Annotated in this window: 6 protein-coding genes; all 6 read right to left on the minus strand. The window is 57.6% G+C overall.

The genetic code is table 11. The features are described 5' to 3' along the window. Positions 1-272 precede the first annotated feature (272 nt). A complete protein-coding gene (locus HMPREF1323_RS07465) occupies positions 273-2705 on the minus strand; it encodes a translocation and assembly module lipoprotein TamL (RefSeq protein WP_009433542.1) in 2433 nt (810 codons plus the stop codon). Between the two features lie 36 nt (positions 2706-2741). Next, on the minus strand, positions 2742-5324 hold the full coding sequence (locus HMPREF1323_RS09355; protein ID WP_410524588.1) for a translocation/assembly module TamB domain-containing protein: 2583 nt from the start codon (positions 5322-5324) through the stop codon (positions 2742-2744). Positions 5325-7563: 2239 nt separating this feature from the next. Next, positions 7564-8652 carry a GDP-L-fucose synthase family protein gene (locus HMPREF1323_RS07475; protein ID WP_009433534.1) on the minus strand — a complete coding sequence of 363 codons (1089 nt, stop codon included), beginning with the start codon at positions 8650-8652 and terminating at the stop codon, positions 7564-7566. After that, on the minus strand, positions 8652-9719 hold the full coding sequence (gmd, locus tag HMPREF1323_RS07480; protein ID WP_009433549.1) for a GDP-mannose 4,6-dehydratase: 1068 nt from the start codon (positions 9717-9719) through the stop codon (positions 8652-8654). The genes HMPREF1323_RS07475 and gmd overlap by 1 nt, the downstream gene beginning before the upstream one ends. A 53-nt stretch (positions 9720-9772) precedes the next feature. After that, a complete protein-coding gene (locus HMPREF1323_RS07485) occupies positions 9773-10822 on the minus strand; it encodes an acyltransferase family protein (protein ID WP_009433546.1) in 1050 nt (349 codons plus the stop codon). Positions 10823-10875: 53 nt separating this feature from the next. Continuing rightward, on the minus strand, positions 10876-13224 hold the full coding sequence (locus tag HMPREF1323_RS07490) for a transglycosylase domain-containing protein (protein WP_009433543.1): 2349 nt from the start codon (positions 13222-13224) through the stop codon (positions 10876-10878). Between the last annotated feature and the right edge of the window lie 59 nt (positions 13225-13283).

A 13283-nucleotide genomic window follows, 5' to 3' on the forward strand; every position in this document is an offset into this window, starting at 1 on the left:
CCAGGCACGTAAATCCAAATATCCACGTACGTAGATATTAGAGCCACGTACGTAGTCCGAACTTATTTGCCACTCGTCCACAACTTTTATCCCTACGCGGAGCAACAACCCAATATAGGTCACTTCACAAAGCTATATAGGTCGTGATGCGGACCTATATAGGTTGACTCAGCGACCAATATAGGTTCGTACCCCTTACCGCTATGGGTCTGGGGTAGCACCTTCGTGGAGATGAGGGAGGAAAGAGGGGTAGGCGCCTTTGCTGTAGCGACTTAGAAGGGGTAGCCGATAGCCAAGTGGAAGCCTAAGGCATCGCGGAAGCTGGGGATATTGTACCAGCCACTTCGTGTCGTCTTATAGGGGAGGTGGAGGCCCACACCGACATCGAAGCGCACGACGAGGAACGAGAGGTCATAGCGCAGACCTGCTCCCGTACCTACGGCGACTTGGTCGAGGAACTTACCCAACGAGCCTGCTTCGCTGAGTGCAGCCCCAGGACGAGAGGTGTCGGGGCGCAGGAGCCATACGTTCCCCGCATCGAGGAAGACGGCACCGTAGCAGCTGCCGAAGAGGTGACGGCGGAACTCGGCGTTCGCCTCGAGCTTGAATTCGCCCACGCGGTCCATGAAGGAGTAGGCATTGACGGTCGTGGGATTGTAGCTCCCTGGGCCAAGGCTTCGTACCGTGAAGGCACGGATACTATTGGCTCCCCCGACGTAGAACTGCTCGATATAAGGTGCCGTAATGGCATTGCCATAGGGATAGATAGCTCCCGTAGCGAAGTGGGTAGCCAGCGTCTGCTTGCGGTCGATGCGGTAGGAGTAGCGGAGGTCAATGGCAGCCTTGACGAACTGTGCGAAGGGCACACCGAAGAGCGTCTTCGTGTCATTGTACTCACGACCGAAGGCCCTCATCGTAGCATTGACGAGGTTCCCAGCCTCACTAATTTCCCCCGAGAGCTGCATGTAGTGTGGGCTGTCGTCCTCGCGGTGGGTATAGGTGAAGCCGTAGCCGATCTTGGGGATGAACTGATTGCTCAAGCTAAGCCCAAGGGCGGGGTTGGCGAGGATGAGCTGGTCGAAGCGCTCCGTCGTACGGGTCAGCCGAGTGAAGTTCAGGCTGAGCGGCGTGATACGATGGCTCCATCTGCTCGACGGCTGGAAGTTGTAGTCCATCGTGAAGGAGAGGGAGCGTAGGGTATAGTAGCGCGCGTGATTGACACTCTGCAGAGCGACCTTGAAGCTCGTCGACGTCGGGTACTTGTAGTACGCATCGATGAGGCGAGGGAAGAGGATCGAGGGGAAGGTGAGGGAGAGGTCGGCACCGAGCTGATAGCTATTGATAGACACCGAGTAGGAGTCTGCAGGGCTACGCCCCGTCTGCCACTCATAGGAGCCAGAGACGCTGGCGGAGAGCTTCTCTCCTCCGCCGAAGACGTTGCTTCGCTCGATAGCTGCCGAGATACCTGGCCCGATGAAGCCCGTAGACTTACGCATGAAGGCCGTCCCGAGGTAGGTGCTCCAGGGCTTGTCCTTCCTGAGGAGGATCATCAGATCGAGCGTGCCGATGCTGTCTGCGACGCTCGAGAAGGTGGGGCGCTGTACGGCGGTCGAGTCGCTCGTGCTACGCATCGCTGTGCTATCTACCGCTGTGGAGTCCTTGGTGAAGGTCTCACGAGGGGTGAAGTAGAATTCTACGGAGGAGAAGGCATTGAGCCCCGTGAGTGCCGATAGTGTACGCTCCTCCTCAAGACTGCTGTAGAGCTTGCCAGGGCGGATGCGGATACGGGTCTTCAGTGCACCAGGACGGACGATGGGGCGCCCCGAGTAGTACAGAGCGATGCTGTCGGTGAGGGCTACGCTATCCGTCGTGGTGAGGTTCGTGGGGGCTTCAGGATCTTCGGGGAGCTGGCGGAGCATGATCTTCCCCACACGCCACTGGCGCAGTGCTTCGGGAGGTGTGGTCGCAGAGAGCACTGTGCGTAGGTTCACACGCTGCGGGGTGATGAGGGTATCAGCTTCGTAGCCGATGTGCTCAGACTTGAGGTAATAGTAGCCGTGCTCACGGAGGAAGGCACGGGTGACGGTGCGGTCATCCTCGAGCGCAGCGATGGAGAAGGGGCGTCCCTTCTGTAGGGCACTGAGGCGGTGATGGTAGAAGTATCTCCCAGGACGGATGTAGACACGAGGGAAGTATTGCACGCTGTCTAAGAGGAAGAGTGGACCCAGCTGCATCTTGTAGTCCACACGTGCCTGCATAGAGTCGGCTGTGGCGGGGATGATCTCGGAGCTGGTCGTAGCTCGGAGGTAGCCGTGCTCACGGAGCGTCTGCTGGGCGACCTTGGCACGCAGGCTGGGGCTGACGTCTCGCATCCAGACGGGCTTGGCTGTGAGGCGACGCATCACGCGCCCCGCAAGCGTAGAGTCCGCAGAGAAGTGCATGTAGATAGCAGGGCTCAGGAGCGCAAAGGGGAAGCGTATAGAGCTGCTGCCGAAGACCGACCCGTTGGGCGCATAGTTGAGGCGCTCCTCGGCAGCGGCTATCGCCTGCTCAGCGTAGGAGTGCTGGGGGCGATCGGAGACCTCGATCTTGCGGATACCTATATAAATCTGATCATCTGGACCCTGATACTTCCTTATCGAGCACGCCCCGAGAGCGAGGAGTATGAGGACGGTAAGGAGGCGGGTAGTGAGACGGATATGCATAAGTGGGATAGGTGTAGATAGGGAGGGCTGGAGGCCTTACTTCGCTTGGTAGCGGAGAGTGGGCATCGAGTCGCTCGTGAGGCTCGGCTGAGTCGAGAGCGTATCGAGACGGGGCTTCCATGCTTGGCGGAAGAGCGTCGTTGTGGTGTCGGTCGTCGTCTTCTTGCGCTTACGGCGGAAGAGGTCGAGTAGGCTGGACATCTTGCGGCGTATGACATACCCCACACCCGTCTCGGAGAACTCCCCTTCGAGGACGTTATCGGTGACGAGCTTGTGGTAGAGACTGAGGTACTGCTCACCGCTCTTATCGAGCTGGTACTGCAGCGATACGTTGTCGAGGAAGGTCTGCCCCTGGTTCGTCACGCCTGCGCCACTCTGCACCTTGCCCCCTACGATGATACGTATGCGGTCATTGTAGAAGCGGCGGCTGAAGCTATAGGTGAAGTCCGTGCGAGCAGCCTCACCCGAAGAGCCATCGTAGTGGTCGACGCCGAGGTTGAGGTCGGTGCCTTGGAGGAGCTTGCCTGCGGTCTTGTTGATCTGTGACTGCAGGAGTGAGGTCAGTGCGGAGTTGAGGTCCAGATTGCCTGCCCCCGAGCCACCTGCCAGATACATACCTGTCGCCATAAGGGCGATGGCTTGCTTGCTCTGCTCTTCCTTGGTCATCGTCGAGATGCTATTCTGCACGGAGAGGTTCTCCGGAGCGGAGATGCCGAAGCTGAGGTTCATCTTGCTGACGTAGTCCTTGATGAGGATGCTGACGTTGAAGTTCACACGCTGGGAGTTCTCCGATGAGCTGGATACGGTGGCCTTGACCTTATTGACCGCGGAGAAGTTGAGGTAGGGGTTGGATATCGGTCCCGTCCACGTGAGGGTGCTGGTGGGGTCGATGGAGAAGCGCTTATTGCCTACGACGGGGAGGGTGTAGCTCAGCTCGCCACCACCACTCATCTCGTAGCGTCCCGTCATGCTCATCTCGCCGTAGGGCGGATAGGTGAAGTGGAGCGTGCCGCCTCCCTGAGCATGGACATAGTCCGTGCCGCCAGCCGTGAGGTCAGCGCCGATACGTACCGAGGGATCCACGTTGATCGTTAGGTTCACATCAAGCCCGCCGAGAGAGGTGGGGGCAACCTCTACCTTCTTGGTGAAGAGGGTGTCTGAGAAGTCTATGAACTGGACGAGCTGGTCTGTCTGCTGGCTGGCTGTCAGCGGGTCTTCGCGCATGACGTAGGTGCAGTTTGTACCGCTGAGTACGTTCACACTACCGCGGACGCGCAGTGAGGTAAGGGGACCCGTAGCCACCATACGTGTCGAGGCGATGATCTTACCATAGAGGAGCTGGTCGTCGCGGGTGGGGCGAGGCTCGTCGAGGAGGGTCAGCTCATCAGAGGTGATGCGTAGCGAAGCCGTAGCCTGTGGTGTGGTACTCTTACGTATCGAGCCATCGATATAGATTGCCTTCTTCGGATCTCCTGAGGGACGTAGCGCATAGTGGTCGAAGAAGATATCTGAGCCCTCCATGCGTACGGGGATAGAGTCGAGAGCAAGGTGTGTCCCGTAGGCGTTGAGGTTCAGCATACCCTTGTTTAGGTGCATCTGCCCCGAGAGAAGTGGCTCGGTGAGCTTCCCTGAGAGTCTGATACTCCCGTCGGCAGTCCCCGCAAGCGTGGTACTATTCTCCGCGAGGAAGGGGTTCGCAAGCTCCAGCGGGAAGGAGGTAAGCGTGAGTGTTCCCTTGAGCGGAGATACCTTCTCACGAGGATAGTAGATCCCATCGATGCTCATCGCAGGCTGACCGTTGTAGCCGATCTCCCCTGTGATGTAGTGGGAGTCACCGCTACGTGGCTCGTAGAAGAGGGAGGAGGTGAAGTGGCCGAGCTTCTTGTCCTCGTAGCGTAGGTCGCTGATGGAGAGGTCGCCTGAGATCGTAGGCTGCTGGCTGAGGTCGCCCTTACGCTGATAGTGGACGTCGCCGAAGAAGATACCACCGACATCGGGTAGCCCCAGACTGCGGTAGTCCTCAAGATGGAGGTTGCTTATGCTGAGTAGGATGTCCTGTACTCCTGGTGTATCTTCGGTGCCCTGCAGGGAGAATTCGCCTCGCTTCTCGCCGGTGAGCTTGAGTGAGCCGAGGAGGAAGTTGTCCCGCTTGCGCAGGCTGAGCAGGTTGTCGGGGTTGATGGCGTAGTCATTGGAGGCGATACGCAGGCGGTCACCGAGGAAGTGGAGCTGGTAGGCTTCGCCCGACCAGCTGCCCGAGGCCTCGGCTGCATGTACCGTTTGTCCTCGCTCATCCTGATAAGAGACGTCGAGGTGCCCGCCCTGTAGGCTTGTGCGCAGGTCGGTATTGATGGTGAAGCCCTCCTGCTCGCGGAAGTGGGACTTCATCACCGTACCGAAGAGTGCGAGGGACATACTGTCGCCTCGTGCGATGGCTGTGCGCTCGGTGGAGATATTGAGCTGGGCCGCGTTGATGCGGAGGGTATCAACGCGAAGATCGGAGAGGCCTACGGAGCCACTGATACCCTCTTGGGGGGAGGTCGCGAGGTTAGCCGTCAGAGAGCCTACAGCGATACGCTGCTCTGCGAGGTAGTAGCGGAGAGGGTTGTCCTTGCCCATGGAGAGACTGAAGGTCGCCTTCGGAAGGTGGACTGCAAGGTCCTCAAGGTACTTCGTCGCGGACTTCCCCGAGGTGATGAGGTCGATCTGACGGAAGGTCTCATCGAGGAGCGTGGTGACTTCCTTCTGCGCTATGGTAGGACTGGCCTCGACGTAGAGCGAAGATTTCATATCGCCCGAGGTGAGGCTCGCATGGATATCTTGCGGCGAGGTGGAGACGTGAAGCTCGGCTCGAGGTGGAGCGATCTTCTCATTACCCATAGTGAAGTTCATCCCGTCGAGTACGGCCTGTATGGTGTGCGTGTCCTTGAGGTCGGAGCGGAGCTCACCTTCTAGACGTAGCTTCCCTGCAAGGGGCGTCTCGGAGAAGCCCAGGCGCTGGAGGTCGAGGTCAACGAGCTCCAGCCCGATGCCTGTATTGATGCCTTGGCGGGAGAAGATCCCATCAAGCTGAAGCGTGAAGTTCGCCCCAGGGTTCATGCTGTTGAGGGAGAGGCCAAGGTTCCCCGATTGGAGGGAGCCGTCGAGGGTAATGTCTCGTAGGTGTAGACTCCCGCGATTCGCTTCATGTAGTCGGCCTCGGATAGAGAGCTGCGTGTGGGGACTGAGTGGATCGAAGCCGCGACCCTGAAGAGCTACGTCAAGGCTAACCAGCCCGATGGAGTCCTGAGGCATGAAGTGGCGGCCATCAATATCCTGTGCCTTCAGCACGAGGTCATAGGTCTTCGTGGCCTCAGTGAAGTGCCCCTTCAGCTGGAGCTTGCCCGTGCCCTCCTCTGCTGTGAGGTCACCCACATAGCGACCTCGACGTATGTCGATGTCGCCAGAGATCGTGAGGGGGCTGGGGATGCGATAGGTCTTAGCTTGCTCGGGTGCGAGGAGGCCGAGGAGAGTATTGGCCTTGGGGCCTACACGGCCACGGAGCTTGAGACGGCCCGAGCGGTGCATCTCAAGGACTTCGCTGAGCGTACCCGAGAGATTGAGGTCGAGGATGTCGGGCCACTTGAGCTCGGCCTGACGAATCTGTATTGCAGTGAGTGTCCCCGTCAGCTCAGCCTGCATCTTGAGTGGAGCGAGGAGGCGGTGGCGGGCAAAGGTGTTGAAGAGTTCGCGCCCATCAGGGGTCTCTTGGAGCGTCTTACCTGCGAAGAGAAGGATGTCCTTGATGCCGAGAGAGGTGTTGGTAGATAGCTCCAGCTGTGCCTTGCGGTCGGACTGTAGGAGGCTCCAGGGCATGGAGAGATAGCCCTTAATGGAGGAGGCATCGGTGATGAGGTCAAGCCCATCAAGGCGCATAGCAAGGCTGTCCATCTGATAGCGTCCGCTGAGATGGAGGAGCTTCAGCCCCGACTGCTCACGGAGCTGTGCGTGCCGTAGAAGGAGGCTAAGTCGCATACCCTCAGAGTCAATGTCCTCACCCTCGAGGTGTAGGTCATGGAGCTGGATATGCTGGGGATCGAAGAAGGGTAGCTTGGAGAAGTTCTGGTCAATGGAGTAGCGTAGGCTCTTCGCATCGATCTTGGTGTGCGCGACCTGGAAGCGCATCTTATTGAGGTCAGCTTCCCCGCGGTCGATCTTGAGGCGGTCAACATCCGCATCGATGAGGAGTGAATCCAGCGGCATGGCAACCTCAATGCGAGTCTTCTGCAGGTCGATCTCGCCAGTGCGGATGAGCCACTTCAGCGGCTCACTCTCTTCCTCAGGCTTCTTCGTGGTGTCGGTCGAGTAGTAGCGGATGTAGCCCCCCTGGGTCGTGAGGCGATTGAGGTCAACGCGTTCCTTGTTGAGATCGACGAAGAGCTGCTCGGCAGTGGCTGCTGGGAGGTGTACTTGGAGGAGACTCAAGCCGAGGCTGTCGCGCTGATTGTAGGTCAGGCTGTCGAGGGCAATACGAGGGACCTCGACTTGGCTGTCGAAGAGGGGGCGCAGGGTGGGGGAGAGGCTGAGTGCCCCGACCGAGATAAGGGTGTCGCCAGGACTGCGGAGGACCTGTAGCTTCTGAAGCGAGAGGTCGAGGGGGAAGGCGAGATGAATGTTCCCGACAGATACCTGCATCCCTGTCTTCTCCGATAGGTAGGCAGCGGTGCGCTGTATGACAAAGCGCTGCACGGGCGGTACGTATAGTAGTACTGCTACAAGAAGAACTAGGACGAAGGGCGTGAGGAGGATTCCCCACAAGATACGCTTGATGTACTTGGAGCGTCGGGACATCTCAGACGAGGTTGCTTCGGGGATGCTGTTAGTGGGTACGGTACCAGTCGAAGAGGCGCTGTACGCCGTCCTCGATCTCTACCTGATGGTGCCAGCCAAGGCTGTGGAGCTTCTCTACAGAGGTGAGCTTGCGCATCGTGCCGTCGGGCTTGGTGCTGTCCCACTCGATGCGCCCCTCAAAGCCAATCGTGCGGGCGATAAGCTGTGCCAGCTCACCGATCGAGATCTCCTTCCCCGTGCCGATATTGACGTGGCAGTTGCGGATGGGGCTACCATCTTGGGGGCAGAGTGAGCGGAAGTCCGTATTGAGAAGGATATGTACCGAGGCATCGGCCATATCTTCACTCCAGAGGAATTCTCTCAGCGGACGGCCTGAGCCCCAGAGGTTGACCTGGCCAGGGAGGATGCCGAAGCGCTCGAGGAGCGTGAGGATAGTGGCCTCATCTCCCGTGCCGTCTTCGCCAGCGACGGGGCGCTTGCTGAGGTCTATGCGTACAGCCTGCCAGTCTCCGTGCTGCAGACGATCGGCAAGGTAGATCTTGCGGATCATCGCGGGTAGGACGTGGCTATTCTCGAGGTGGAAGTTATCGTTGGGGCCGTAGAGGTTCGTCGGCATGACTGCGATGTAGTTCGTGCCGTACTGGAGGTTGAAGCTCTCACACATCTTGAGCCCTGCGATCTTAGCGATAGCATAGGGCTCGTTGGTGTACTCCAGAGGAGCAGTGAGGAGGGCTTCTTCGCGGAGAGGCTGCTCGGCCTCTCTGGGATAGATGCAGGTGCTGCCGAGGAAGAGGAGGTGCTTTACGCCGTGGCGGAAGCTCTCTCCGATGACGTTCTGCTGTATCTGGAGGTTGTCGTAGATGAAGTCAGCGCGGTAGGTATTGTTCGCCATGATCCCCCCGACGTGCGCTGCCGCGAGGATTACCGCCTCAGGGCGCTCCTCATCGAAGAATGCACGTACAGCGACCGGATCCGTGAGATCCAGCTCACCGTGGGTACGGCCGACAAGGTTGGTGTAGCCACGCTGCTCGAGGTTGTGCCAGATAGCGGAGCCTACGAGCCCACGATGCCCCGCGACATAGATCTTGGTCGAAGGGGAGAGTTTGGGTGAGTCCATTAGGCGTGCTTGTGGGATTGGACGTAGGCGACATCATGGCGTACCATGATGCGCACCAGCTCTTCGAAGGAGGTCTTGCTGGGATTCCAGCCGAGGAGCTCCTTGGCCTTCGTGGGGTCGCCCAAGAGGGTTTCCACTTCGGCAGGGCGGAAGTACTTCGGGTCAACCTCGACGAGGACGCGATCTGTGGCGATATCGATACCACGCTCTTCGACGCCTTCACCCTCCCAGCGTAGGTCGATACCTACCTCGTGGAAGGCGCGCTCGGTGAACTCACGTACGGAGTGCTGCTCACCTGTAGCGATGACGAAGTCCTCGGGGGTGTCGTGCTGCAGCATGAGCCACATACACTCGACATAGTCACGGGCATAGCCCCAGTCGCGCAGGGCACTGAGGTTCCCGAGGTAGAGCTTGTCCTGTTCGCCAGCGGCGATACGAGCAGCGGCGAGGGTGATCTTGCGGGTGACGAAGGTCTCGCCACGGCGCTCACTCTCGTGGTTGAAGAGGATGCCGTTGACGGCGAACATACCGTAGCTCTCGCGGTAGTTTTTCGTGATCCAGAAGCCGTAGAGCTTAGCTACCCCATAGGGAGAGCGGGGGTAGAAAGGCGTCGTCTCACGCTGGGGGATCTCCTGCACCAGACCAAAGAGCTCGGAGGTCGAGGCCTGATAGATCTTCGTCTTCTTCTCTAGCCCGAGGATGCGGACGGCCTCGAGGAGGCGTAGCGTACCCGTGGCGTCGGTCTCAGCGGTGTACTCAGGTACATCGAAGGAGACCTTCACATGGCTCTGTGCTGCGAGGTTATAGATCTCGTCGGGCTGGGTCTGCTGGATGATGCGGATGAGCGAACTGGAGTCAGTCATATCGCCATAGTGCAGGTTGAGTGCCCGACCACGCTTCATGTCGCGCACCCACTCCTCGAAGTAAAGGTGCTCGATACGCTCCGTATTGAAGGACGAGGAGCGTCGGATGATACCATGGACTTCGTAGCCCTTCTCGATGAGGAACTCTGCGAGGAAGGAGCCATCCTGGCCCGTTACCCCGGTGATGAGTGCGACCTTATTCATTCTTAATATTGTCGTGAGCTTAATGCTGTCGTTGCCACTATCTCTTAGATGCCTTATGAAAGAGGTTCACCGTAGAGTAGGAAGCGCAGATATTTATTGGTCCTCGTGATGGAAATGAGTAGGAGTGTTGGGACGAGTACAATGCCACTTGTAGCCAAGCCCAAGATTGCCTGGAAGGCAAATTGCGCTATCGGTGTAGAGGATAGAGTTTCCTCATAGGACCTGAGAAAAGCAAGATCTGGCAAGAAGAAGTAGTGGATGAAGTATATAGGGAGTGAGATTCTGCCTAGGTATGATAATACTTTGATCCATTTTTTCTCCTCTTGTGCTGTCGCAATAGCTTGGCATGTAGCGCTGTAGATAAATCCTAATCCCAATATTGTAAGGAGGGTATCTTGCAGAGGAAATGTGTAGCCCAAGGCTCTGATGAGGAAGAGAACACAGAATCCTATAAATCCAATTACCCCAGCTATTTCACTTCGAAGAGTCTCGTTGAGATTGTGGTATTTACCGATTATATGCCCAAGTACAAGGTACTTGTAGAGGTGTGCTATTTTATATAATACTAAGCCGTTGCATAGCCTTGAATTGAGTGTGTATAGGTAGGCGATGAGTAGCTCAGCGATGACGGCTGAAAGAAATAGGCCTGCCACATAGAGCTTGGTATACAAGTTCTGGGTCTGCTCCTTCTTCTGAACAGAAGAAAGAAGTAGGTGTAGAACTCCTTGGGCAAAGAAGAACACCCCGAAGATAAGAAACAAGGCATAGGTAAACCAATACGATCCTACCATGCTTTGGAGGGGTAACCCCACTTCTCCAGATATGATGATCGAATGTAGCTCTGCAATAAATAGTAGGGGGAGGAGCAGTCGGAGCACCTTGCCTTTCCAGTAGCTATACACCCCGTATCTCGTCCACGTGGGAGGCCGTTGCGTGAAATAGCCAGAGACAAGTACGAAAAGAGGCATGTGCACGGTGTAGATGATGTCTTCCAAGGCCGAGTATGCGCCTTGCAAGCTTGTTCGGTAGACGTGCCCTATGACTACCAAGAGGATTGCAATCCCCTTGAGTACATCAAATTCTATCGCGCGTTGCTGTGCCATGCTCTTTTCGTAACAGAAGATCTGTCGGTGTCTGTCTTCCTACCTGTCCTTCCTTAGAAAGGGGAGTAGGAGCTTGTGGAGTCGGGATTGACACCCTCGTAGATCTCGACGGCCTCATCGCTATTGCCTGCGTCGTAGCAGGGCGAGAAGCCCTCGGGGAGCTGGAAGGGGATATTAGCGAGGTAGCCGAGCTTGCTGTCTCCGTAGACCTTCTTGAGGAACTTCCCGAAGATAGGCAGTGCAGCAGCCGCCCCCTGACCGAAGGCCATGGAGTTGAAGCGCACGCTACGCTCTTCACCGCCTACCCAGCAGCCAGCGACGAGGTCGGGAGTGAAGCCCATGAACCACGTGTCACTATTATTCTGCGTCGTACCGGTCTTACCGCCCAGAGGCATCTGCAGGCCGAAGGAGGAGCGTAGGCGTCCCCCCGTACCGCCGTTGACGACGTTCTGGAGCATGTAGAGCATCTTGTGTGCGGCATCGGCGGTCAGCACCTCGGTCATCTTCGGAGCGAAGGTCGCGACGATATTGCCGTGCATATCCTCGATCTGAGTGACGAGGATGGGATCCACACGTACGCCGTCATTGACGAAGGTGGTGTAGCCCGAGACCATCTCGCCGACGGTCGCTTCGGGAGTACCGAGCGACATAGCCATCGTAGCCTCGATGGGGCCACGCAGACCATAGCTCTCCAAGAGACGCTTGAAGGTCAGCGGAGAGGTGCGGCTCATCAGCTCAGCCGTCACCCAGTTGTCCGAGTTCTGAAGTCCCCACTGGATGGAGACCATCTCACCGACGCGGCGGTGGTTGGTATTACGTGGGGTCCAGGTCTGCCCATTGTCAAGGCGGTAGGTACGCTGTACGTGGAGGACCTGATCGCAGGGAGAAGCCCCGTCGATCATCGCCAGAGAGTAGAGGAAGGGCTTGATGATAGACCCCGTCTGACGGCGCCCGTCAGACACCATGTCGTACTGGAACTGGGAGAAGTTGATGTCACCCACATAGGCCAAGACGTGACCGTTGTGAGGGTTCATCGCTACGAAGCCCGAGCGGAGGATCCCCTTCATGTAGCGGATCGAGTCGAGGGGCGTCATCACCGTATCACGCTGACCACCCCAAGACCAGACCTGCATCTTCGTCTTGCGGTCGAACTGTGCACGGATCTCCGAATCCGACAGTCCGTCCTCCTTGCCTAGACGCCAGCGTTCAGACTGGCGGATGGCACGCTCAAGGATCTTCTTGCGCTGGTCGGTAGAGATCGAGGTGCTGAAGGGGTCGCCACCACGAGCACGGCGCTCGCGGTCGAAGGCTGGCTGGAGATACCCTGCGAGGTGCTCCTCGACGGCCTCCTCAGCGTAGCGCTGCATGGCGGGGTTGATCGTCGTATAGATCTTCAGCCCGTCTGTATAGATATTGTATGGGGAGCCGTCAGGCTTGCGGTTCTTATTACACCAACCGTAGAGTGGGTTCGTCTCCCACTGGATGCTGTCGTCGCGGAACTTATCGTACTGCCACGAAGCATAGTCGCTGCGGTCGGGCTTGTCTGCCATCATGATCTTACGCAGGTGCTCACGGAAGTAGGGGGCTATACCCTGCTTGTGGTCCATGCGGTGGAAGGATGTCTTGATGGGGAGGCGTGAGAGGGAGTCGACTTCGCGCTCTGTGAGGTAGCCAGCCTTCTCCATCTGCTGGAAGACGGTGTTGCGTCGCTCCATGGGGAGGGGGCTATTAGCTCGGAGGATGGGGTTGTAGATAGAGGGGTTCTTACACATCCCGATGAGCATCGCTGACTCCTGGAGGTTAAGCTCTGCGGGCGTCTTGCCGAAGTAGGTGAAGGCTGCCGAGCGGATCCCTACGGCGTTGTAGAGGAAGTCGAACTGGTTCAGATACATCGCCAGGATCTCCTCCTTCGTGTAGTAGCGCTCGAGCTTAGCTGCGATGACCCACTCCACGGGCTTCTTCATCATACGGGTGAAGAAGTTGGAGCTGGGAGGAGAGTAGAGCATCTTAGCCAGCTGCTGGGTGATGGTGCTACCACCCCCTGCGCTCTTCTGCTGCAGGAGACCCGTCTTGAAGATGGCACGGGCGAGCGAACGGAAGTCAATACCCGAGTGACCCTCGAAGCGAACGTCTTCCGTAGCGATGAGAGCCTTGACGAGATTGGGGGAGAGGTCCTTATAGTCAACGAGGACGCGGTTGGAGCCCAAGTGGGCATAGGAGCCGATGACCTCACCATCAGCGGCGAGGACCTGTGAGGCGTATTTGTCGATCGGGTTCTGAAGCTGCTCGATCGGGGGCAGGTAGCCTATCCACCCCATGGAAATAGCGAAGATACCGCCTAAGATGCTTATCCAGACCAGTGCAAAGGTCAGCCAAAGCAAGGACTTGATCTTATGTTTCATCTAATAATTTATCATCTGTCACCTCTTCATAGGTGGGCTATGAAATTGCCCCAAAGAGG

Origin of the sequence: Porphyromonas sp. oral taxon 279 str. F0450 (genome assembly GCF_000292995.1) — a bacterium.
GTDB lineage: Bacteria > Bacteroidota > Bacteroidia > Bacteroidales > Porphyromonadaceae > Porphyromonas > Porphyromonas pasteri.